We start from the raw sequence: 23,588 nt of genomic DNA, 5'->3' as shown, positions 1-23,588 counted from the left end.
GACCCGGTTTGGGGGCGCCCTTGCGGTGGCGATGGAAGTGATGCTCCGGCGCCGTGATGTCGGGAAGGATGCGTCCGTCGCGCGATCGTGATGGTCATTTGCCGAGCCATGAAGTGTCTTCATCGCCGGCGCGATTTTTCCCGTTGACAGGCCGCCTTTCCCGCCCTTAGTGTCCGCCACCATGAAAACGGCACTCATTCTCGTAGGAAAGCGCGTGGGCAAGGCGGTGTAACCGCCGGGCGAAAACCCCCCATGCGCAAGACACAGGCTCCCTCGGGGCCTTTTTTATTGCCTGAAACACGACTAAACGACCAGCAACGCCCAAATGGCGACAGTACGGGACCAGACCGATGAGCAACGGACAGAACGAGCGGCGCGAAATGACAGGTGCCGAAATGGTGGTGCAGGCGCTGAAGGACAATGGCGTCAAGCATGTCTTCGGCTATCCGGGCGGCGCTGTCCTTCCGATCTATGACGAGATCTTTCAGCAGGACGAGGTCGAGCACATCCTGGTGCGCCACGAGCAGGGCGCGGGCCATGCGGCGGAAGGCTATGCGCGCTCGACCGGCAAGGCCGGCGTGATGCTGGTGACCTCCGGCCCCGGAGCCACCAATGCGGTGACGCCGCTGCAGGACGCGCTGATGGATTCGATTCCGCTGGTCTGCCTGACCGGGCAGGTGCCGACCTCGCTGATCGGCTCGGACGCGTTTCAGGAATGCGATACGGTCGGTATCACGCGCCCCTGCACCAAGCACAACTGGCTGGTGAAGGACGTCAACGAACTCGCCGCGACCATCCACGAGGCTTTCCATGTCGCGACCACCGGCCGCCCCGGTCCGGTCGTCGTCGACATCCCGAAGGACGTGCAGTTCGCCAAGGGATTCTACGTCCCGCCGCAGATCGCGCCGCGCACCAGCTACCAGCCCAAGGTCCAGGGTGACCTGGACAAGATCAAGGCGGCGGTCGAGCTGATGGCGGGCGCCCGGAAGCCGATCATCTATAGTGGCGGCGGTGTCATCAATTCCGGCCCGGAAGCGAGCCATCTGCTGCGCGAACTGGTCGATCTCACCGGTTTCCCGATCACCTCGACGCTGATGGGCCTCGGTGCCTATCCGGCATCGGGCAAGAACTGGATGGGCATGCTCGGCATGCACGGCACCTATGAAGCCAACATGGCCATGCATGACTGCGACGTGATGATCTGCATCGGCGCGCGTTTCGACGATCGTATCACCGGGCGGCTGACCGCCTTCTCGCCGAACTCGAAGAAGATCCACATCGACATCGATCCGTCGTCGATCAACAAGAATGTCCACACCGAGGTGCCGATCATCGGCGATGTCGGCCGGGTGCTGGAGGATATGGTGCGGCTGTGGCGGGCGAGCGCCAAGGCCGACAAGAAGGCGCTCTACCCCTGGTGGGAGCAGATCGCCAAATGGCGCGCGCGCGACTCGCTCGCCTACAAGATGAACAACGACGTGATCATGCCGCAATACGCCATCGAGCGGCTCTACGCGCTGACCAAGGATATGGACACCTACATCACCACCGAGGTCGGCCAGCACCAGATGTGGGCGGCGCAGCACTATCATTTCGAGAAGCCGAACCGCTGGATGACGTCGGGCGGGCTGGGCACGATGGGCTATGGCCTGCCGGCGGCGCTCGGCGTGCAGATCGCGCATCCCCACGCGCTGGTCATCGACATTGCCGGCGACGCTTCAGTGCAGATGACGATGCAGGAGATGAGCGCTGCCGTTCAGCACAATGCGCCGATCAAGATCTTCATCTTGAACAACCAGTATATGGGCATGGTGCGGCAGTGGCAGCAGCTGCTGCACGGCAACCGGCTGTCGCATTCCTACACTGAAGCGATGCCGGACTTCGTCAAGCTGGCCGAGGCCTATGGCGGCCACGGCATTCGCTGCGAGAAGCCGGACGAACTGGACGACGCGATCAAGGAGATGATATCGGTGAAGAAGCCGGTGCTGTTCGATTGCCGCGTGGCGACGCTCGCCAACTGCTTCCCGATGATCCCGTCCGGCAAGGCGCACAACGAGATGCTGTTGCCCGACGAGGCGACCGACGAGGCGGTGGCCAACGCAATCGACGCCAAGGGCAGGGAACTGGTGTAGCCAGCAGATACAAGGCAGGGCTGTCGCGAGAAGCCGTGCGCAAACAGAGAATTAGCTCAAGAGCTTGAAATCGAGATTCATGTCATGAACGCACAGCTACAGCCGACCGGTTCCGCCTATTTCATCGCCAAGGAAACGGAAAAGCCGGAAAACCACACGCTTTCCGTGCTGGTCGACAACGAGCCGGGCGTGCTTGCCCGGGTCATCGGCCTGTTTTCCGGGCGCGGCTACAACATCGAGAGCCTGACCGTCTCCGAGACCGAACACGAGAAGCACCTGTCGCGCATCACCATCGTGACGCGCGGCACGCCGCATGTGCTGGAGCAGATCAAGCATCAGCTCGAGCGCATCGTGCCGGTGCACCGCGTCGTCGACCTGACCGTGCGTTCGCATGAATCCGGCCAGGAGCGGCCGCTGGAGCGCGAACTGGCACTCGTCAAGGTGGCCGGCACAGGCGAGGCCCGCGTCGAGGCCCTGCGACTGGCCGACGCGTTCCGCGCCAGCGTCATCGATGCCAACACCGAGCATTTCATCTTCGAGATCACCGGCAAGGGCTCCAAGATCGACCAGTTCATTGCCATCATGAAGCCGCTCGGCCTGGTCGAAATCTGCCGCACCGGCGTGGCGGCGTTGAACCGCGGCCCGCAGGCGATGTAGGGCTTCGGCGGTTAGCGTCCCGAACCGGGGCCTAACGCCTTCGAAAAAGGGGGAGGCTCCTGGCCTCGCTGTGGGCCCGCCCGTGGCCTTTGCGCGGTCGCCGGGAAGAGACAATAATGCTGACCTATCAGGGAGGATATCATGTCGCTTGATGCATTCCTTGCCCTGCTTGTCTACGCCTTCGTGACGTCGATCACGCCCGGGCCGAACAATCTCATGCTTCTGGCATCGGGCGTGAATTTTGGCATCGTCAGATCGGTTCCGCACATGCTGGGCATCAGCATCGGTTTCCTGGTGCTGCTGGTCGCCGTGGGCCTCGGCCTCGGCGCTGTGCTGACGGCGTTCCCGGCGCTGCACACCGGATTGAAGATCGCCGGCGGCGCCTATCTGCTCTATCTTGCCTGGAAGATCGCCATGTCGCGCTCGCTTAGCGGCAAGGGCGAGGTGAAGGCGCAGCCGATGCGCTTCATCGATGCGGCGGCGTTCCAGTGGGTCAATCCCAAGGCATGGGTGATGGCGATCACCGCCATGGCCGTCTACACCAATCCGGAGCATCCGTTCCTGTCGGTGGTGTTGATCGCCGTGGCCTTCACCATCGTCAATTTGCCGAGTGTCTCGGTGTGGGCGGGTTTCGGCACTGCGCTGCGCGGTTTCCTGTCGGACCCGGTGCGGCTGAAATGGTTCAACATCGCAATGGGCGTGCTGCTGGCGGTGACGCTTTGGCCGATGCTTAGATAGGCCTGGGGCGCACCATCTGATCGTCGAGAGACAGGATCCGGAGTCTCGGCGTACCGTCCGGATCGGGAGCCATGCCGCATTGCACATCCATTGTGCAGTGCACATTAAATCTTCGTAATGCCGTCTTTTGGCCCTTTTCCGACAAAGGCGTGTCCTATCTATTCGGCGAAATCGCGGCAACGGGCCGTGATTTGCGCTAGAATAGAACCATCGGACCACGACGTGTCGGGTGGAGAGAGCCTTTGACCATGCGTGGAAAAGTCGTTCTTTCGTTGCTTGCCGTCGCTTGCCTGGGCGCGGCGGGGTGGCTTTATCTTTCGCCTGATGCGCTGGGCAAGGTTCAACAGCTGTTCGGCGCAAAGCAGGTGGCCGCGTCGGACAAATCGGCTGCGGGTTCGGACAAGAAAGGCGCCAGCGCGGCGCGCTCGGCCTCCATCCTCTCGGCCGTCGCCTCGACCGCCGATTTCCCGATCCGGCGTTACGCGATCGGCTTCGTCTCCTCTCCCGCCGTCGTCAATATCAATGCGCGTGTGTCCAGCCAGATCGTATCGATCGACGTCAAGGACGGGCAGATGGTGAAGACCGGTTCTGTTCTGTTCTCGCTCGATGATCGCGCGCTGAAGGCGCAGCTTGCCAAGGACCAGGCGACGCTCGCCAAGGACCAGGCGATGCTCGCCAGCTCGCAGTCCGATCTCCAGCGCGCCAAGGATCTGGTCGCCAAGCAGGCTGGCACACAACAGACCTACGACCAGGCCGTCGCTGCGGCGAAGGCTGCCGCGGCGACTGTCGATGCCGACAAGGCGACAATCGACGCCGACAATGTCCAGCTTGGCTTTGCCACCATCACGGCGCCGATTTCCGGCAGGCTGGGCGCTGTCAGCGTCGCCGTTGGTGACCTCGTCACCGTCAGCAACGGCAACAGCAGCACGGCGACGCCGCTTGTCACCATCACCCAGATGGATCCGCTGCAGGTGAACTTCAATCTGCCTGAAAGCAACCTGGCGCTGTTGCACAAGGCGCTTGCCAATCCGCAGCAAGGGGCGGTCACCCTTACCAAGGACGGTGATCCAACGCCGATCGGCAAGGGCACGCTCGATTTCGTCGATTCCAGCGTCGACACCGCGTCGGGCACGATTGCCACGCGGGCGAGTGTGCCGAACACCGATCTTTCGCTGTGGCCGGGCCAGTATGTGAATGTCGTGCTCGACGCAGGCATCATGCCGCAGATGACATCGGTTCCGACGGTCGCGGTGCAGCCCAGCCAGAAGGGGCCGTTCGTCTATGTGGTCAAGCCGGACAACACCGTCGAGATGCGGCCGGTGCAAGTGGCGCTGACCGAAGGCGAGAACAGCGCCATCAGCCAGGGGCTGAAAAGCGGTGAGAAGGTTGTCACCGAAGGCCAGACAAGGCTGAAGGACGGCGCCGCCGTGCATGAAGGCAAGGCCACGGCGAGTGCTGCCGCGCCCAAGGTGGCCGAGGCGACCAATGCCGGCGAGGCTGCCCAATGATTTCCGAATTCTGCATTCGCAGGCCCGTCGCCACCCTTCTGATGTCGTTCGCCCTCGTGCTGGGCGGACTGTTTGCGTACAAGTTCCTGCCGGTGGCGGCACTGCCCAGCGCCGAATTCCCGGTGGTCAACGTCTCGGCTTCGCTGCCCGGCGCCTCGCCGGAAACCATGGCGACATCGGTGGCGACGCCGCTGATCAAGCAGTTCGCCACCATCGCCGGCATCGATTCGATCTCGACTACGAACTCGCTTGGCCAAACCTCGATCGCCATCCAGTTCGTGCTCAACCGCGACATCGACGCAGCCGCCGCCGATGTGCAGGCGGCGATCGCGCGCACGCAGAAATCATTGCCGCCGCAGATGACGGCGCCACCGAGCTATCGCAAGGTCAATCCGGCCGACGCGCCGATCCTTTTGATGTCGCTGGTCAGCGACACGATTCCGCTGACCGATCTCGATGCTTTCGCTGAAAACGTCATCTCGCCGTCGCTGTCGACCATCGACGGGGTGGCGCAGGTCTCGATCTTCGGCCAACAGAAATACGCGGTGCGCATCCAGATCGATCCGACCGCGCTTGCCGCGCGCGGCATCTCGATCGACCAGCTGCAGACGGCGGTCGCCTCGGCCAACAGCAACACGCCGCTCGGCGTGCTCCAGAACGACAAGCAGCAGCTCACCATCACCGCCAACACGCAGCTCAACGACGCCGCTGGCTTCTCCAACATCATCATCGCCACCAAGAACGGTCACCCGGTACGGCTGGGCGAGGTGACCCGCGTCGTCGATTCGGTGCAGACGACCACGACCGCAAGTTGGTACGATGGTACCCGCGCGATCATCATGGCGGTGCAGCGTCAGCCCGATGCCAACACCGTCGACGTCGTCGACAAGGTCAAGGCGATGCTGCCGTCCTTCAAGGACCAGATGCCGGCCGCCGCCGACATCAAGCTGCTCAACGACCGCTCGAGTTCGATCCGCCAGGCCGTCAGCGACGTGCAGTTCACGCTGCTGCTCACCATTGCCCTGGTGATCATGGTGATCTTCGTGTTCCTGCGCCGGGTGACGGCGACTATCATCCCGGCCGTGGCGGTGCCGATCTCGCTGATCGCCACGCTCGGCGCGATGTTCCTGTTCGGCTTTTCCATCGACAACATCTCGCTGATGGGCCTGACGCTTGCGGTGGGCCTCGTCGTCGACGACGCCATCGTGATGCTGGAGAACATCTTCCGTCATATGGAGGAGGATGGGCTGTCGGCCTTCGATGCGTCGCTGAAGGGGGCGCGCGAAATCGGCTTCACCATCATCTCGATCTCGATCTCGCTGGTGGCGGTGTTCATCCCGGTGCTGCTGATGGGCGGCGTCATCGGGCGCATCTTCAACGAGTTCGCCGTCGTGGTGACGGTCGCCATCCTGGCGTCGATGTTCGTGTCGCTGACACTGACGCCGATGCTGTGCTCGCGGCTGCTGTCGGTGACCAAGGCCGACCGCGACAAGCATGGTGCCGGCCATAAGCAGGACCTCGTCACACGCAGCTACGACCGGGTCTTGAGCTTCTGCCTGCGGCACACCTTCCTGGTGTTCCTCGTCTTCGTCGGAACCGCGGCAGCGTCGGTGTGGCTGATCCAGATCTCGCCGAAGGGCTTCTTCCCGCAGGAGGATATCGGCCAGATATCGGTGACCACCATCGCGCGACAGGACATTTCGTTTGACGCCATGGTGAAGCTGCAAGGGCAGGTGGCCAACGTCTTTTCCCATTCGCCCTATGTTTCGCATGTGGCATGGTCGGCAGGCAGCGGCAACAATGCGCTGAACCAGGGCCAGCTCTACGTTCAGTTGAAGGACAAGAGCCAACGCCCGAATATCGAGAAGGTGCAGTCGGATCTGCGCAAGCAACTGGCCAATGTGCCGGGTATCGAGACCTACATGCAGCCGGTGCAGAACCTGAGGCTGGGTTCGCGCTCGTCGGCCAGCGCCTACCAGCTCGTGGTTCAGGGCCTCGATACCGGCCAGACCGATATCTGGGCGCAGAAGATGAATGACGCGATGGCGGCCGACCATGCGACCTTCACCGATGTCACCAGCGACCTGCAGAACAATGCGCTGCAGGCGACGCTGGTGGTGGATCGCGACAAGGCCGCCCAGCTCGGCATCGATACCGACACGCTGCGCTCCGCCCTCTATGGCGGGTTCGGCACCGACCAGGTTTCGACAATCTTCGGCTCGGCCGACAGCTACGAAGTCATTACCGAGCTCGATCCCAAGATCGAATGGTCGCCCGAGCGGATGCTCGCCATCCAGATGAAGACGGCGAGCGGCAGCCTGGTTCCGCTCGGCGCCTTCGCCCGCGTCGATCGCACGGCCGGCGCCCTGACCGTCAACCAACTCGGCCAGCTTCCGGCGGTGACGATCTCCTACAACCTGCCGCAGGGCGTGGCGCTGGGTGACAGCGTAACGCGCATCAACGCGCTCAAAGAGCAGATCGGCATGCCGACGGCGATCTCGACGACCTTTGCCGGCACGGCCAAGACCTTCCAGGATTCGCTGGCCAACCAGGGTCTTCTGGTCGGCGGCGCGATCCTGACCATCTATATCGTGCTCGGCATCCTGTATGAGAGCTTCATCCACCCGCTCACAATCCTCACCGGCCTGCCGTCGGCCGTGCTCGGGGCGGTCGTTGCCTTGCGCTTCGCCGGTATGGACCTGTCTGTCATCGCGGTGATCGGCATCCTGATGCTGATCGGCATCGTCAAGAAGAACGGCATCATGATGGTCGACGTCGCGCTCGAACTGCGACGAGAAGGCATGTCCGCCAAGGAGTCCATCCACAAGGCGTGCCTGATGCGTTTCAGGCCGATCATGATGACGACGCTGGCGGCACTGATGGGCACGTTTCCGATTGCGCTCGGCACCGGCGCTAGCGCCGAGCTGCGCCAGCCGTTGGGCGTTGCCGTTGTCGGCGGCCTGCTGGCTTCGCAGGCGTTGACCTTGTTCGTGACACCGGTGATCTACGTCTACATGGAGAATTTCTCGGGCTGGCTGGTCGGGCTTTGGTCGAAGCGCAAGGGCGAGCCGGACCCGGTCGAAAATGTCGACCAGCTCTCGTTGTTCAAGGCCAGGGAAGAAGCGCTGTCCGAACCGCAGCGGGCGGCCGCCGAATAATGCAGGCCGCCTGAAGGCGGGCGTTGGACCAAGCCGTCGTGCTTGCAGCGGCATGATCGGGACCGTATTTTGCGGCCATGTCACACGATCATGACCACGACAACGAACTCGATCCGTTTGCCGCCCGCGTGCGTGCACTGGAAACCATCCTCACCCAGAAGGGGCTGATCGATCCGGCCGCGATCGACGTCATCGTCGATACCTACGAGACGAAAATCGGCCCGCGCAACGGCGCCAGGGTGGTGGCGAAAGCCTGGAGCGATCCAGCCTATGCCGACTGGCTGAAGCGCGACGCGACGGCGGCGATCGCATCGCTAAGCTACACTGGCCGGCAAGGCGAGCACATGCAGGCTGTCTTCAACACCGAGGACACGCACAATCTCGTCGTCTGCACGCTGTGCTCCTGCTATCCGTGGTCGGTGCTCGGCCTGCCGCCGGTCTGGTACAAGGCGCCGCCCTATCGTTCGCGCGCCGTGATCGATCCGCGTGGAGTGCTGGAAGAGTTCGGGCTGACGCTGCCGGCGGACAAGAAGATCCGCGTCTGGGATTCCACTGCCGAACTGCGCTATCTCGTCGTGCCGATGCGGCCCGAGGGTACCGAGGGCTGGAGCGAGGAACAGCTGGCGGAGCTGGTGAGCCGCGACGCGATGATCGGCACCGGCCTGGCGAGACAGCCGGCATGAATGGGCCGCAGGATCTTGGCGGGCAGATGGGATTCGGCCCGGTCGCGCCCGAAAAGGACGAACCCTATTTCCACACCGCATGGGAAAGGCGGGCGCTCGGTGTGACGCTGACTGCCGGCGCCATGGGCGCGTGGAACATCGACGAGAGCCGGCACGCGCGGGAATCGCTGCATCCCGCCGATTATTATACCTCCAGCTACTACGAGATCTGGATCAAGGCGCTGGAGGTATTGCTGAAGCGCCACGGCTTCGTCAGCGAGCGGGATCTCGCTGCCGGCAAGCCCGTCGATCCGGCAGCGGCGCCGAAAAGGGTGCTGAAGGCCGAAAACGTGCCGGCCGTGCTGGCCAAGGGCGGGCCTTGCGACCGGCCGGTTGCGACGCCGGCGCGGTTCAAAGCCGGAGATCCCGTGCGGACCAAGAACTTCAACCCAACCGGCCACACGCGGCTGCCGCGCTACGCACGCGGCAAGCATGGAACGATCGAAGCTGTGCGCGATGGCTTTGTCTTCCCGGACAGCAATGCGCATGGGGACGGCGAAAACCCGCAATGGGTTTACACGGTGGTTTTCGAAGGATCGGAAATCTGGGGCGAGGGGGCCGATCCGACGCTTGTTGTGTCGATCGACGCCTGGGAGAGCTATCTTGAGCCGGCGTGACACGGATATGGCCGAGCTGCCACCGGGCATCGATGCCCCGGTGTTTGCCGAGCCATGGCAGGCCGAAGCCTTCGCCATGACGGTGGCGCTGCACGACAAGGGTCTGTTCTCGTGGACTGAGTGGGCGCAGGCGCTGTCGAGCGAAGTGAAGAAGCCCGGTGCTGCTGCCGACGGCCACGACTATTACGAACATTGGTTGGCGGCGCTGGAAAGCCTGCTGGCCGCCAAGGGTGTCGCGGGCAAAAGCGATGTCGACACGATCGCCGCCGCCTGGGAACGCGCCGCGCATGCGACCCCGCACGGCAAGCCGATCTTGCTAGAGAACGATCCGGGGCCCTGACAATAAGGTACGGCCTAAACGGCATCATTCGGCCAATCTAGACTTCCTTTATGCTGCTCTGGATTTCGCTGCCCGTCCGGTTGTAAATATTGACGCTTCAGGCGACATTATTGCCATGATGGAAATCGCTTCAGCGCCCTGGCCTTTACTGGAAATTGCGATCGAGCCGAAGTCGGAGGCCGATGAAGAAAAGCTGCGCATCGCCTTGTCGAGCCTTGCGGATGAGGATCTCGGCTTCCGCTTCACATGGGACGAGGAAGCTGGGCAAACAATTGTCTCCGGCAACGCCGAGCTTCAGCTTGATCTTATCATCCATCGCTTGGTCAACGAGTTCGAGGTCGCCCTGAATATCAGTGCTCCGGATGTGGCCTATCGCGAGACGATCACCCGCAAGCACGAACAGGATTACACGCACAAGAAGCAGTCACATGGGATGGGTCAGTTTGCCCGCGTGAAGCTGCTGTTCGAGCCGAATGGGCACGATCCGGAGTTCGTGTTTGTGTCGCGGATTCCCAATGGCGCGGTTCGCGATGAGCATGCCGTCGGCGTCGAAAAAGGAGTGCGCAGTGCCCTGGTCTCCGGCCCCTTTGCCGGTTCTCCGATGATCGGGGTGAAGGCGACGTTGGTCGATGGCGCCTTTCATCAAACCGACTCCTCGGCTTTGGCCTTCGAGATCGCCGGTCGTGCCTGTTTCAGGGAAGCCGCGCCCAGGCTTGGCGTGCAACTGCTCGAGCCGATCACGGAGGTCGAGGTGGTCACGCCGGAATATTCTGTCCGCGGCATAGTCAGCGATTTGAAGGGCCGTCGCGGCAGAATTCAGGGTCAGGAAGGCCTGGGGACCGACATCAAGATCGACGCGTTGGTGCCGCTTACCAACATGTTCAAGCTGGAGGATACGCTGCGGTTGCTTTCGAAAGGGCAGGCGCGTTTGAGTGTCCGCTATTTCGGATACGCCCCCGTTCCGGGGCCGTTTCCAGACGACGAACCGCCGCCCGCAGTGGCTGCCTACGGCTGACAGTTTTTCACCGAGGCCAGATTTCGGACCGAAAGAAGGGATCTGTTCCCTTTACGTTCTTGTTTTTGACTGATAGCTTCATTCCGTTGTAGGCGCTGCGTTCGCCGCCGACTGCGGCAGATATGCCGGCGGCCAAGCTTGTCTTTCTCTCGCGAATCCGGTCTGTCGAACCGATGGAATTCTCCCCCCAACAGGACGAGGCTCTGAAAGCGGTGGCGCGCTGGCTCAAGGAGGGCCGGCCCCAGATTTTTCGGCTGTTCGGCTATGCTGGCACCGGCAAGACGACGCTGGCGCGTTATTTCGCCGAACATGTCGACGGCCAGGTGCAGTTCGCCGCCTTCACCGGCAAGGCGGCACAGGTGCTGCGCTCGAAAGGCGCGGTCAATGCGCGCACCATCCATTCGCTGATCTACAGGCCGAAAGGCGAGGAATCGGTGTCCGACGAAGTCACCGGCAAGACCTCGATGTCGCCGACCTTTTCGCTCAACCGGCAGAGCCCGATCTCGCGGGCCAAACTGGTCGTCATCGACGAATGCTCGATGGTCGACGAACAGCTTGGCCGCGACCTGATGAGTTTCGGCACGCCGATCCTGGTGCTCGGCGACCCCGGCCAGTTGCCGCCGATCTCGGGTGGCGGCTTCTTCACCGACCACGAGCCGGATTTCCTGCTCACCGAAATCCACCGGCAGGCGCGCGACAACCCGATCCTGCGGCTGGCGCTCGATGTGCGCGAGGGCCGCGAGTTCATGCGTGGCGACTACGGCACGGCGCAGGTGATCGGCAAGGAAGATGTTACCCAGGACCTGGTGCTCAGGGCGGACCAGGTGCTGGTCGGCACCAACCGCACGCGGCGGCGCTACAATCAGCGGCTGCGCGAACTCAAAGGCTTCAATGCCGATTATCCGCAGGCCGGCGACAAGCTGGTCTGCCTGCGCAACGATCCGGCCAAAGGGCTGCTCAACGGCTCGCTGTGGAAGGTGATGACCTCGTCGCGCGAGACGGTGAAGCCCGGCATCAATCTGCTGGTTTCTCCCGAAGAGGACGATCCGGACCGCGGCGTCGCCAAGATCAAGCTGCTCAAGGCGGCCTTCGAGGACCCGGATGCCGACATCCCCTGGCAGCAGAAGAAGCGCTTCGACGATTTCGACTATGGCTACGCGCTGACCGTGCACAAGGCACAGGGCTCGCAGTGGAACGAGATTGTGCTGTTCGATGAAAGCTGGGCCTTCAAGGAAACCCGCCAGCGCTGGCTCTACACCGCCATAACGCGGGCGGCCGAGCGGCTGACGATCGTCAGGTAGGGGCGCCGGATGCTGTTGCCCCGATAGGCTGTGCGGCAAGCCACTGCCAGGCGGCAGCCTCGTCCTCCGCCTTGAAATGCCTGATTTCGATGGGCGGTGAGGACGGCAGAAAGCGTTGAGCGTCCGCTATCCAGTCCGGTTTGCCGATCGTCGCGCAACGGCCGACATGTTCCAATGCATGGATGGCGCCCTGCTTCAGGGTTTCGTCCGCGATATGGGTCCAGTCGACGCCATCATGGTCGACGAGGCGCACCAGCACATCGATGCGCGGGTGAAGGGCGTAGGCAGCCTCCATCAGCCCGAAAAGGTTTTCGCCATCGGCAGCAGAGACGTGCCCGACGACGTCGATGGCGAAAAGGTCGTCACGGCTGGTCTCGAGACGGCGGATCGCCGGTACGGTATCGAGAAAATTCATGGGCGGTTCCTTTCCCGGGCTCGTTCGTCAGCCTTGGAACACCCGAAACCCCCAGTCTGTTCCCACCAAAGGCATTACTGTTCCCGTTAAAGGCATTATAGGTGGCGCATCGAATGATTTTTGAGGCCGCCCGCATGCCCGCAAAGCTCTCCGTCAACCTCAATGCCATCGCCATGCTGCGCAACCGGCGCGACTTGCCGTGGCCCAGCGTCACCGGCCTAGGCCGCATTGCGCTCGCGGCCGGGGCGCATGGGCTGACGGTGCATCCGCGCCCCGACGAGCGGCACACAAGACGCTCCGATCTGCCCGCGATACGGTCGCTGATCGACGACGAGTTTCCGCGCGCGGAATTCAACATCGAGGGCTATCCGACCGAGGATTTCCTGCTGCTTGTGGAAAAGCATCAGCCCGAACAGGTGACGCTGGTGCCGGACGATCCGGCCCAGGCGACATCGGACCATGGCTGGAACTTCGCGACCCAGGCCGCGTTCCTCACTCCGATCGTCAAGCGTCTGAAGAAGGGGGGCTTTCGCGTGTCGCTGTTTTCCGATCCGGACCCCGATTGCGTGGCGGCCGCACACGACACCGGCGCCGACCGCATCGAGCTCTATACGGGTCCCTACGGCAGCTATCATTCCGATTCCGCCAAGGCGGCCAAGGAGCTGGAAAGACTGGGAAAAACCGCCGACGCCGCCTTTGCTGCCGGGCTTCAGGTCAATGCCGGGCACGATCTGGTGGTCAGCAACCTGCCGGCACTTGCCAGGCGCATTCCGGCATTGGCCGAAGTGTCGATCGGACACGGGTTGACAGCCGACGCGTTGGAGTATGGCATGGCCGGCACGGTGGGTCGGTTCCTCAAGGCCTGCGGATGGTAGCGATGGCAGCCTCGCGTGGCAGGCATGGCAGCCATTACGCGACGGCACTTGATATTGCATTGCAGCAAGCGTAGAGCACCGCGCGCTTATCGGAGTGTCGCCCATGGCCCTTACCAATGCTGGTAGTGAGGCAGAACCCGTCGAACAATCGAGCCATCCAGAAGTCGAACAGCACAGCACCAAGGTTCTGATGCTGGGCGCGCTCGGTGTGGTCTACGGCGATATCGGTACCAGCCCGATCTACGCCTTCCGTGAGGCATTGCACGCCTCGTCCGGCGGCAATGTCGCCGACCGTGGCGACATCCTTGGCGTGCTGTCGCTGATTATCTGGTCGCTCACGATTACGGTCACAGTAAAATATATCATGTTCGTGCTGCGCGCCGACAATCGCGGCGAGGGCGGCGTGCTGTCGCTGATGGCCCTGGCGCGCGGCAGCTTCCCGACGCGCTCGGCGATCATTCTCGCTATCGGCATCGTCGGTGCCTCGCTGTTTTTCGGCGATGCCGTCATCACGCCGGCTATCTCGGTCCTTTCGGCGGTCGAGGGCATGAATGTCGTCACGCCTGCTTTCCAGCCCTATGTGGTGCCGCTGACATTGGTTATTCTTGCCATGGTGTTCGCGGTGCAGCGGTTCGGCACGGGTGGTGTCGGCTTGGTGTTCGGCCCGGTTACCGCCGTGTGGTTCCTCGCCATTGGCCTTTCAGGCCTCAATCACATCATCGCCGATCCGGAAATCCTGTGGGCAATCAGTCCCCACTATATCGTCGCCTTCCTGATCAATTCGCCCGACGTTGCCTTCGTCACCGTCGGCGCCGTCTTCCTCGCCGTCACCGGCGCCGAGGCGCTCTATGCCGATCTCGGCCATTTCGGCCGCAAGCCGATCGTGCTCGCCTGGCTGGCGATCGTGTTTCCCTGCCTGCTGCTCAACTATGCCGGGCAGGGCGCCTTCGTGCTGGCCAATGGCGGGGTCGTCGGCCATCCATTCTTCGAGATGAATGGGGGTTGGACGCTGATCCCGATGGTCGTGCTGGCGACCGCCGCGACGGTCATCGCCAGCCAGGCGGTGATATCAGGCGCCTTTTCGCTGACCAGGCAGGCGGTGCAGCTCAACATGCTGCCGCGCCTGGAAATACTCCACACGTCGGAGAAACAGTCCGGCCAAATCTACATGCCGCGCGTCAATCTCCTGCTGGCGCTGGTGGTGATGATGCTGGTCGTCGGCTTCGGCGAATCCAGCAGGCTGGCCTCCGCCTATGGCATCTCGGTGACCGGCAACATGCTGGTGACGACGACCCTGCTCTTCGTCATCATGATGCGTATCTGGAAATGGAACCTCTGGCCGGCAGTCGCCCTGACGTCGTTGTTTGCCTTCATCGATATCGGCTTCTTTGCCTCCAACATCGTCAAGGTGTTCGAGGGCGGTTGGGCCTCGCTGGCGGTGGCCTTCGCGGTCATCATGGCCATGTGGACCTGGGTGCGCGGCAGCCGCTATCTGTTCGACAAGACCCGCCGCAACGAGATCCCGCTCGATTTCCTCGCCGGCAATCTGTTGAAGAAAAAGCCGCAGCTGGTGTCCGGCACCGCCGTGTTCCTGACCAGCGATCCGCTCAGCGCGCCAACCGCGCTGATGCACAGCCTGAAGCACTACAAGGTGCTGCATGAGCAGAACGTCATCCTTTCGGTGGTGACGGCGCCGCAGCCGGTGGTGCCCGACAGCGACCGGGTCAAGATGGAGACGGTCAACGAGCTGTTCATGCGGGTGACGCTGACCTTCGGCTACATGGAGCAGCCCAACATCCCGCGCGCGCTGGCGATCTGCCGCAAGCAGGGTTGGAAGTTCGACATCATGACGACTTCGTTCTTCCTGTCGCGTCGTTCGCTTAAGGCCTCGCCCAATTCCGGCATGCCGCTGTGGCAGGATCGGTTGTTTATCGGCCTGGCGCGTACGGCGGCCGATGCGACGGAGTATTTCCAGATCCCGACCGGACGCGTGGTGGAGATCGGAACGCAGGTGGCGATCTGACGGGCTCGAACGCGTAGACTTCAACAGTTGCGGAGGCGGGCATGAGCGGCGAATTGGTGCTTGTCACCGGCGGATCGGGCTTCCTCGGTGCTCACTGCATTGCCGAACTGCTGAACGCCGGGTATCGCGTGCGCACGACAGTGCGCTCCGCCAAGCGTGAAGCCGATGTTCTGGCCATGCTCAAGGCTGGTGGCACTGAACCGGGCGACAGGCTCTCCTTTGCAATCGCCGATCTCATGAGCGACGCGGGCTGGCCACAAGCCGTTGCTGGCTGCGACTACGTCCTGCATGTGGCCTCGCCATTCCCGCCCGGGGTGCCGAAGCATGAAGACGAGCTGATCATTCCGGCTCGTGAGGGCGCGTTACGGGTGCTGCGGGCCGCACGAGACGCCCATGTCAGACGCGTCGTGCTGACCTCATCCTTCGCGGCGATCGGTTACGGCAAGATGCCGCCCGGAGGCCAGCCGTTCACCGAGGAGAGCTGGACCGATCCTACGGCCAAGGTCAGTGCCTATGTGAAGTCGAAGACCTTGGCCGAACGCGCTGCCTGGGATTTCGTGGCCACCGAGGGTGGCAAGCTGGAGCTGGCCGTCGTCAATCCGGTCGGTATCTTCGGGCCGGTTCTCGGGTCCGACCATTCCACCTCCACCGAATTTGTCCAACGTATGATGAACGGCGCCATGCCCGGGCTGCCACGCCTGTCCTTCGGCGTCGTCGACGCACGCGACGTGGCGGATCTGCATGTGCGTGCCATGACCAATCCCGCCGCCAAGGGCGAGCGGTTCCTGGCCATCGCCGGCGATTTCATGACGGTGCGGGAGATCGCCCAGACTTTGAAAACGCGATTGGGCGATGCGGCGGCGCGCATCTCGACCAGGCAGCTTCCCGATTGGCTGGTACGGATCGTGGGCCTGTTCAACGGGGAAGCCGCACAGCTCGCGCCGGAACTGGGTAAAGTCAAGAATGCCACCAACGCCAAGGCGGTGCGCATGCTCGGCTGGTCGCCGCGATCGCGCGAAGACGCTCTGGCTGCGACCGGCGAAAGCCTGATCCGGCTCGGGCTGCTCAAGACATCGCAATAACGGTGCCGAAAGCCAGGTATTTCGGCTTCCGGCACCGCGGGCCGTCAACCAACCAGGGCGGCCTTGTTCGCCTCGAGGAACTGCTTCAACGTCTTTGGCGTCCTGCCTGAAAGCGTCTCGATCGCGTCGGTCACCATGGCGATGCGGCCGGAGCGCGTGTTGACGTCGAAGGAGACGACGACATCAGCGAAATCCTCTGGCACGCCTGCCGCCTTTACACCTTCGGTAAGCGCCTCATCCGGAACCTGAATAACTTCCAGCGGCTTGCCGGTAACCTCGCTTACCAGGGCCGCGATCTCTGCCGTGGTGTAGGCATTCGGACCGGTCAAGGTGTAGGTCCTGCTCTCGGTCGAGCCGGAAGCAAGGCCGGCGGCGATCGCTGCTGCCATGTCATCGCGTGCGCCATGCGCAATGCGGCCGTCGCCGGCGGACGTGTACCAGTGTCCCGAGGCGATCGCGTGCGGCAGGGCCATGAACAGGTTCTCCTGGTACCAGCCGTTGCGGAAGATCGTGTAGGGGATGCCGCTCGCCTTGATCGCCTGCTCGGTGCTGAAGTGATCATTGGCAAACAGCACCGGCGATACCGGTTCTGGATTGGGCATCGAGGTGTAGAACAGGTGCGAAACGCCGGCGTTTTTGGCTGCGGCGACTGCATTCTCGTGCTGCTTCAGGCGCCTGCCGCTTTTTAGATCGAGATCGCCGGTCGAAATGATCAGCACCTTGTCGGCGCCCTTGAATGCGGTTTCCAGCGAGGCCACGTCGTTGAAATCGGCGGCCCTGACAACGACGCCGCGTGCGGCCAAATCGGCTACGCTTTCCGGATTGCGGGTTGTGGCGATGATGCTTGCAGGTGGAACTTTGTGCGTGTCCAGGAGATAGCGGATGACGCCGCGGCCGAGCTGGCCGGAGGCGCCGGTGACGAGAAGGGTTTCGGTCATGGAAGGGTCCTGACATTGCGCCGCTAGGGCGGTTCGAGTGTCGGTCTCAAAAAGAGACCAGCACTAAAATAGGAATTGACCCGGTGCCGTAAAGAAGGCAGTTTTTCGGGAGGTAGGCACAGGCAGGGAACCAGCCATGGACGGCAAGATCATCAATCTGAAATCGAAGATGGAGATCTACAAGGCGATCTCAGGCGGCGGCAATATTGCCAATTGTCCGGTTCGTGATGTCATCCAGGGCGTTAGCGGCAAATGGAGATCGCTGCTGATGATGGCCTTGGCTGAAAAACCCTATCGCTTCGGCGAGTTGAGGCGCCTTGTGCCCGACATTTCGCAGCGCATGCTGACCCAGACGCTGTACGATCTTCAGCGCGACGGCTATGTGCATCGCGAAGTGTTCCCGACCAAACCACCGAGCGTCGAATACAGCCTGACCGATCTCGGGCGCTCCATGTTCGGCGCCTTTCATCAATTGATTCTGTGGGCCGAACTCAACCATGATGCGGTGCGCGCAGCGCGCGCCGATTTTGACGCCGCTCAGGCGTGAGCCGGAAAAAGCCCGGAGCCGCAACTTGATTTCGTCCGGCCGCTGAAGGATTGTCCCGGCCATTCGGCTTTGGGGGCATCGGCATTTCCTACGACATCGCAATTGCCGGCGCCGGGCCGGCGGGACTGGCCATGGCGCTCTATCTCAAGCGTGCCGGGCATCGGGTCACTGTCTTCGAGCGCTTCGACGAGCCGAAGCCGGTCGGCTCCGGGCTGATCCTGCAGCCGACCGGGCTGACGGTGCTGGCCGATCTTGGTCTGCTCGACGACATACTGGCACTGGGCAGCCGCATCGACCGTCTGCACGGCGCCGACGCCCGCAGCGGCCGCACCGTGCTCGACGTCCGCTATGATGCGCAACGCGGTGGCCGCTTCGGGCTCGCGGTGCATCGGGCAGCCTTGTTCGGCGTGCTCTTTCGCGATGCGCAGCGCGAGGCGATCGCCATCGAGACCGGGGTTGAAGTCGAGGCGCTGGAGACCGGCGAACGGACGACGCTGATCTGTGGCAACGGACGAAGGGCGGGGCCGTTCGACCTAGTCGTCGACGCCAGCGGTTCGCGCTCGAAACTGCGACGCAGTGTAAGCGCTCCATGCGAGCCGAGGCCATTGACCTATGGTGCGTTCTGGGCCTCGCTCGGTTGGCGCGGCGAAGGTTTTGACGAGCATGCGCTGCTGCAGCGCTACGACAAAGCGAGCGTGATGATCGGCGTGCTGCCGATCGGTCGGCCGGAGCCGGGGGCTGAAAAGATGGCGGCATTCTTCTGGAGCCTGAAGCCGTCGGATGCAGATGAGGTGCGCGCCCGGGGCCTGGACGCCTGGAAGGAGAGAGTGGTCCGGCTGTGGCCCGAGAGCGAAGCGTACACCAGCCAGATCGACAGTTTCGACCAGCTCTCGCTGGCACGCTATGGCCACCACACGATGAAGCGACCGGTTGGGCGGCGGCTGGCCATCATCGGTGACGCGGCGCACTCGACCAGCCCGCAGCTCGGGCAAGGGGCCAACATGGCGCTGCTCGACGCCGCGGCGCTCAGCCATGCGCTGGCGCGGACTGACAATGTCGAGGCAGCACTTGAAGCCTATGCGAAGGCGCGGCGCTGGCATGTCCGCGTCTTCCAGGCACTGTCGCTGGCATTCACGCCATTCTACCAGTCGGATTCGGTGGCGCTGCCCTTCATCCGCGACAGGCTGGTGGCGACGGTGGCAAAAATCCCGCCGGCGCCGCAGTTCCTTGCCTCGATGGTGGCCGGCACGGTGATCGATCCGTTCAAGCGCATCGGGCTGACGGAGGCGCGGTGGGATTTCGGACAAAATCCGGGTCATGATACGACCGCATCATAGAGCTTTTCGCCTCAGACCGATCCGCATGAACGCTGTCATGTCCATAGTCCGAAAATCGCGAGGCCTGATGCAGGTCGTTGCGTCTGTCCTGGCCACGTCGGTCGTGGTGCTGCCCTTGCCGTCGGCGCAAGCCCAGACGCCAGGCCAGGCCGGTCAGCAGGCTCCAGCAGATAGCGAAGCGGCGCTGAAGGCCCGGATCGATGCGGCCTACAAGCTGATGATGGAGGCGGGGCGCTTTGATGAAGGTTATGCGCAGTTGCGGGCAGCATTGCTCGATGCGGCCAGAAGCGACCTCTACGAATTTACGGTCGAGAGCTACTCGAACGCCGGTGCGACGTTCCTCAACAACCAGATTCTCGACAACGCCGAGGAGATTTTTGCCGAAGGCCTGAAAACCAGGGCGATGCAGCAGGATGTCGCCAAGCGCGCCGATTTCTATCTCAACTACGCGATGCTGAAGCAGGCCGAGAAAGACTACCAGGGCTTCGTTTCGATGTGCGCTACGGCAACCAATCTCTACGCCCACTACCATGGCACGGAATCCCAGGAACTCATGTATGCCAACGATGTGCTGGCGACAGGGATCGCCGCATTCGGTCAAATCGCTGCGGCGATCAATGTTGACCAGCGCAATCTGGAGATTGCGGAGCGGGTGCTTGGTCAGGATGATCGCTTCACCTGGAAACTGCAGAACAATCTGGCCGATATGCTGCGCCAGATGGGCGCGCCAACCCGCGCCTTGCAGTATGATCTGAACGTGATTGAGAAGCGCATCGGCTACTACGGGCCAAATCATTTCAATGTTCTGGTCAGCGCCAACAACACGGCTCAGGACTATCTCGACCTCGCCAAGTACGACGAGGCCTTGCGCTATTTCCAGCAGGACCGGGACATTGCCGTCGTTCTCAAGCAGGAAGGCAATCTGGTCGAGCAGGCCGATGCGTGGCTGCTCTACACCAGGGCGCTCTCGGGTGCACAGCCGCTCGACGCGCCGACGCTCGCACGCTTGCTGCCGCTGACCAACGACGCGAGTTATCCCGAGATATTGGCAATCAAGATCGCCAACCTGCTCGCCGCGCATTTCGCCGCCATGGGCGATACCGAAAACAGCATGAACCAACTCGATCGGGCCCATAGCATCGCCGGATCGACATACGGCTCGGTGCACCCGCTGACCTTTGCCGCGCGGCAGGCTATGGCCAACCTCAAGGCGAAGTCGAATCCCGAGGCCGCAGCCGCCGATTTTGCGGCCCTCAACGACGACATGTTGCGTTGGAATTGGTTCCAGGTGAGCACGGCCGCCAACCCGGTCGTCGCTGAAGCCAGCCGGGCCTTGGCCGATGACATGCTCTACGACTATGCGCGGCTGGCAAAAAACAACGCATCGGCGGTGCCGGCATTTGCTGAAGCGGCGCGCCGCTGGCCGACGCTCGAAAACGACAAACGGGATCAGTTGCGCAGGCTGTCGCGCTTGATCGATCCGAACGACATGGAGACACGGCATTTGATCCAGGCCGGGATACGGCTGTCCCTGGCCTACCAGGAGGCTGCTTCCAGTGGCGACAGTGCCGACGATCCAGGTGCCGTGCAGCCCGATCAGGCTCAGGCGGCGTACGAAAAGGCGATCACGAGAGTCACGACCAGATACAGTTTCGGACAGAGCGCTGTGGACAAGCCACTGCCATCCGCCAACACGCTGCTGAAGCCCAATGAGGCGCTCGTCGATTACTTCATCACCCGCAAGTGGCGGGCGGACCGCGAGAGCGCCGATCCGATGGAGGATGAGCGCCTCTATGCGATCGTTACGCGCAAGGATCAGCAGCCGCACCTGTATGATCTTGGCGATCCGCGCCGACTGATCCCGGCTGCTCATGAAACGCGCATGGCGAACCTCAGATCGACCCGTTCCGCGCAGGAGCGTGGCGCTGTGACTTTGGTCGATCTGAACGCTACGTTCACCGGGCTCTATGCCGGTCTCATCGCACCTCTGGAGACGTCGCTTCGTGGCGCCGACACGCTTTTCGTGGTGCCGGACGGCAAATTGTTTTCGGTGCCGTTTCCCTTGCTGCAGCACAGCAAGGGCGCGTCGCTTGATGACCGCTTTCTCGTGCGTATGCTGACGCGGCCGGAATCCTTGTTGAACGCCGGCGTCGATCAGAGTTTTCCCAAGACCGGCAAAGCCTTGCTCGCCGGTGGTCTGGATTATACGCGCGGATCGGAAAAGGGCGCCGAGCCGCTGCCGGGTACCCGCAAGGAGGTCGACGCGATTGCCTCGATCCTGAGCGGCAATCGATACTCGGTCGAGATGCTTACCGGAACGGCGGCCAGCGAGCAGGCGCTGCGCAAGGACATGGAGCAGGCGACGGTTGCGCATCTGGCCACGCACGGTGCCTATCGCGACGAGAAAGAGGGCGGCGTTGGCGCCGTCAACGCGCTGTGGCAGAGCGAGGTGGTGCTGTCGCGGTCCGGAGACCGGCAATCGATGAAGCGCGACGATGATGACGGCCGCCTGTACGGCATGGAATTGATGACCTGGGATCTGTCAGGCCTCGATCTCATTGTCCTGTCCGCTTGCGAGACGGCCCGGGGCCAGGAGACATTCGTCGGCGGCTTGCGCGGCCTGCCGACAGCGATCAACATTGCCGGTGCGAAGCGCTCGCTGCTGACGCTATGGCCGGTGGATGATGCGGGAACCGCCGCCTTTATGGTGAGCTTCTACGATCATCTCGCCGCCGGGCAGACCTATCCGGAAGCACTGCGCCAGGCCCGTCGCGATGCCCGCGACGGCAAGATATCTGGCGCGCAGGACCCGCGGGTCTGGGCCGCCTTCGTCATGTTCGAGAACTGACGGCTGCGAGCAAACAACTTGCTCGTGGTCGATCCGTTCAGGCGGATAGGGCTTGTACAAGCGGTTTGACGGGATCGCTTCGGCCAATGAGGCTCGAAAGGTATGATCCCTTCGCTCGCAGGAAGGCATGCAGGCCTTGCGGATAGTCAGGCGCCACGGCGTGCTTGATCGACGGGCGTTCACTCAACGCCTTGCGCCAGGCCCGAACGAGCGGTTTGCCGTCCAGGATGCCGAAATCACCCATCCGGTCGAAGGCGTCCAGATAGCGGAAGACCGGACCGTAAACGGCGTCGACCAGCGAAAAGTGCTCGCCGGCGAACCAGGGTCCGCCAGTCTCGTCAGCCAGTTCGGCTTCGAGACGATCGAACATGGCAGACAGAGCGCTGGATTCGGCCAGGAAGCCGGCCTCGGCCGACGCTGAATAGAACCGGCCGATGGCGTTGAGGGTAGCCGAGCCGAACTCGATCCAGGCACGATGCCGGGCGCGGGCATAGGGGTCGGCAGGGTGGAGGGGGTTGGCCTGCGTCTCTTCGAGGAATTCGAGGATGACGGCCGATTCGAAGATCACCGTTTCCTCGCCATTTCGCTGCACGCGCAGCAGCGGCACCTTGCCGAGCGGCGAGATCGCCTTGAACCAGTCCGGCTTGTTGGCGAGGTCGATGTCGACGCGCTCGAACGGCACGCCCTTTTCGGCCAGTGAAATCGCGGCGCGCTGCACATAGGGGCACAGATCATGGCTGACGAGAATGAGCTTGTGGTTCATCGGGTTTTCCAAAGTTAATGCAATTGCATCTATGTAGATGCATGCGCATCGATCGTCAAGCTTGATGCATCTGCATCTATCGCCTATGTTGGACCATGACCAAGAAAGCCACGCCTTCGCCCGGAGCCATCAAGGCCTGGGCCCGCCTGATGCGGGTTTCGCGCCAGCTGATGGAAAGCGCTGAAGAGGCGTTGAAGGCCGCTGGCCTGCCGCCGCTTGCCTGGTACGACGTGCTGCACGAGCTTGCCGAGGCGGGCGAGGGCGGGCTGCGGCCGTTCCAGCTGATCGAGCGCACCCTGTTTGCGCAATACAACATTTCGCGGCTGCTGGCCCGGCTCGAGGCCGATGGGCTCGTCGAGAAACTGCCGGTGGCCGATGACGGCCGTGGCCAGACCATCCGCATCACGACCAACGGTCGCGAGACGCGTCGTCAGATGTGGGCTGTCTACGGACGGTCGATCGCGGAACTGGTTGGCGCCAAACTGTCGGCGGATGAGTTGACCATGATCTCGGCTCTGCTTGGACGGTTACGGCATCCGCCTGTCGCGGACTGATGCCATGGCGCCGAGCCG

The 23,588-nt window shown here is 62.7% G+C and carries 19 protein-coding genes and 1 pseudogene; 17 read left to right on the top strand and 3 right to left on the bottom strand.

From position 1 onward, the window contains the following. Positions 1 to 350: 350 nt before the first annotated feature. From EJ076_RS24020 to EJ076_RS23975, 10 genes and pseudogenes are all read left to right on the top strand, one after another. On the top strand, positions 351 to 2,132 hold the full coding sequence (locus EJ076_RS24020) for an acetolactate synthase 3 large subunit (protein WP_126069493.1): 1,782 nt from the start codon (positions 351 to 353) through the stop codon (positions 2,130 to 2,132). Between the two features lie 84 nt (positions 2,133 to 2,216). Continuing rightward, a complete protein-coding gene (gene ilvN / locus EJ076_RS24015) occupies positions 2,217 to 2,789 on the top strand; it encodes an acetolactate synthase small subunit (RefSeq protein ID WP_023757090.1) in 573 nt (190 codons plus the stop codon). Positions 2,790 to 2,930: 141 nt separating this feature from the next. After that, a complete protein-coding gene (locus tag EJ076_RS24010; protein WP_126069492.1) occupies positions 2,931 to 3,527 on the top strand; it encodes a LysE family translocator in 597 nt (198 codons plus the stop codon). A 248-nt stretch (positions 3,528 to 3,775) separates the two neighbouring features. After that, positions 3,776 to 5,035 (top strand): efflux RND transporter periplasmic adaptor subunit, encoded by a 1,260-nt coding sequence (locus EJ076_RS24005; protein WP_126071128.1) that lies wholly within the window; start codon positions 3,776 to 3,778, stop codon positions 5,033 to 5,035. Then, positions 5,032 to 8,193 carry an efflux RND transporter permease subunit gene (locus EJ076_RS24000; protein ID WP_126069491.1) on the top strand — a complete coding sequence of 1,054 codons (3,162 nt, stop codon included), beginning with the start codon at positions 5,032 to 5,034 and terminating at the stop codon, positions 8,191 to 8,193. Before EJ076_RS24005 ends, EJ076_RS24000 begins: the two co-directional genes overlap by 4 nt. A gap of 77 nt (positions 8,194 to 8,270) precedes the next feature. Then, on the top strand, positions 8,271 to 8,876 hold the full coding sequence (gene nthA / locus EJ076_RS23995; RefSeq protein WP_109668073.1) for a nitrile hydratase subunit alpha: 606 nt from the start codon (positions 8,271 to 8,273) through the stop codon (positions 8,874 to 8,876). Then, entirely contained in the window at positions 8,873 to 9,532 is a 660-nt protein-coding gene (gene nthB / locus EJ076_RS23990; RefSeq protein ID WP_126069490.1) for a nitrile hydratase subunit beta, read from the top strand. The genes nthA and nthB overlap by 4 nt, the downstream gene beginning before the upstream one ends. Before the next feature lie 7 nt (positions 9,533 to 9,539). Continuing rightward, positions 9,540 to 9,872: a nitrile hydratase accessory protein gene (locus EJ076_RS23985; protein WP_164548719.1), complete on the top strand. Its 333-nt coding sequence runs from the start codon at positions 9,540 to 9,542 to the stop codon at positions 9,870 to 9,872. 136 nt (positions 9,873 to 10,008) lie between these two features. After that, positions 10,009 to 10,887: pseudogene (fusA, locus tag EJ076_RS23980) on the top strand (elongation factor G); the annotation flags it as partial. 173 nt (positions 10,888 to 11,060) lie between these two features. Continuing rightward, entirely contained in the window at positions 11,061 to 12,188 is a 1,128-nt protein-coding gene (locus EJ076_RS23975) for an ATP-dependent RecD-like DNA helicase (RefSeq protein WP_109668468.1), read from the top strand. On the opposite strand, the gene EJ076_RS23970 is transcribed toward EJ076_RS23975, so the two are convergent. Beyond that, complete coding sequence (locus tag EJ076_RS23970) at positions 12,181 to 12,603, bottom strand: STAS/SEC14 domain-containing protein (RefSeq protein WP_126069487.1); 423 nt, start codon at positions 12,601 to 12,603, stop codon at positions 12,181 to 12,183. The genes EJ076_RS23975 and EJ076_RS23970 overlap by 8 nt on opposite strands. A gap of 134 nt (positions 12,604 to 12,737) precedes the next feature. On the opposite strand from EJ076_RS23970, the gene EJ076_RS23965 reads away from it, so the two are divergent. The 3 genes from EJ076_RS23965 to EJ076_RS23955 all read left to right on the top strand — a co-directional run bounded on the left by EJ076_RS23965 (position 12,738) and on the right by EJ076_RS23955 (position 16,583). Next, on the top strand, positions 12,738 to 13,478 hold the full coding sequence (locus EJ076_RS23965; RefSeq protein WP_126071127.1) for a pyridoxine 5'-phosphate synthase: 741 nt from the start codon (positions 12,738 to 12,740) through the stop codon (positions 13,476 to 13,478). 103 nt (positions 13,479 to 13,581) lie between these two features. After that, entirely contained in the window at positions 13,582 to 15,501 is a 1,920-nt protein-coding gene (locus tag EJ076_RS23960) for a potassium transporter Kup (protein WP_109668062.1), read from the top strand. Positions 15,502 to 15,542: 41 nt separating this feature from the next. Next, positions 15,543 to 16,583, top strand: coding sequence for an aldehyde reductase (locus EJ076_RS23955; protein WP_126069486.1), 1,041 nt, complete (start codon positions 15,543 to 15,545; stop codon positions 16,581 to 16,583). A 44-nt stretch (positions 16,584 to 16,627) separates the two neighbouring features. Here EJ076_RS23955 and EJ076_RS23950 read toward each other — a convergent pair whose 3' ends face one another. Further along, entirely contained in the window at positions 16,628 to 17,521 is an 894-nt protein-coding gene (locus EJ076_RS23950; protein ID WP_126069485.1) for an SDR family oxidoreductase, read from the bottom strand. Positions 17,522 to 17,657: 136 nt separating this feature from the next. On the opposite strand from EJ076_RS23950, the gene EJ076_RS23945 reads away from it, so the two are divergent. Genes EJ076_RS23945 through EJ076_RS23935 form a run of 3 tightly spaced genes read left to right on the top strand, consistent with a single transcriptional unit; the run spans position 17,658 to position 22,253 of the window. Then, the gene (locus EJ076_RS23945; protein WP_109668055.1) at positions 17,658 to 18,068 is read left to right on the top strand and encodes a helix-turn-helix domain-containing protein; all 411 of its coding nucleotides are present in this window, start codon (positions 17,658 to 17,660) and stop codon (positions 18,066 to 18,068) included. A 50-nt stretch (positions 18,069 to 18,118) separates the two neighbouring features. Then, positions 18,119 to 19,405: an NAD(P)/FAD-dependent oxidoreductase gene (locus EJ076_RS23940; RefSeq protein ID WP_126069484.1), complete on the top strand. Its 1,287-nt coding sequence runs from the start codon at positions 18,119 to 18,121 to the stop codon at positions 19,403 to 19,405. A 37-nt stretch (positions 19,406 to 19,442) separates the two neighbouring features. Further along, on the top strand, positions 19,443 to 22,253 hold the full coding sequence (locus EJ076_RS23935) for a CHAT domain-containing tetratricopeptide repeat protein (protein WP_164548718.1): 2,811 nt from the start codon (positions 19,443 to 19,445) through the stop codon (positions 22,251 to 22,253). 37 nt (positions 22,254 to 22,290) lie between these two features. On the opposite strand, the gene EJ076_RS23930 is transcribed toward EJ076_RS23935, so the two are convergent. Continuing rightward, positions 22,291 to 23,016, bottom strand: a complete 726-nt coding sequence (locus tag EJ076_RS23930; protein ID WP_126069482.1) for a glutathione S-transferase family protein — start codon at positions 23,014 to 23,016, stop codon at positions 22,291 to 22,293. A 95-nt stretch (positions 23,017 to 23,111) separates the two neighbouring features. On the opposite strand from EJ076_RS23930, the gene EJ076_RS23925 reads away from it, so the two are divergent. Beyond that, positions 23,112 to 23,570 (top strand): MarR family winged helix-turn-helix transcriptional regulator, encoded by a 459-nt coding sequence (locus tag EJ076_RS23925; protein ID WP_126069481.1) that lies wholly within the window; start codon positions 23,112 to 23,114, stop codon positions 23,568 to 23,570. The last annotated feature ends 18 nt before the right edge of the window (positions 23,571 to 23,588 follow it).

This window comes from Mesorhizobium sp. M7D.F.Ca.US.005.01.1.1 (assembly GCF_003952545.1).
Lineage (GTDB): Bacteria > Pseudomonadota > Alphaproteobacteria > Rhizobiales > Rhizobiaceae > Mesorhizobium > Mesorhizobium loti.
This window is presented reverse-complemented; position numbering and strand designations above follow the sequence as displayed.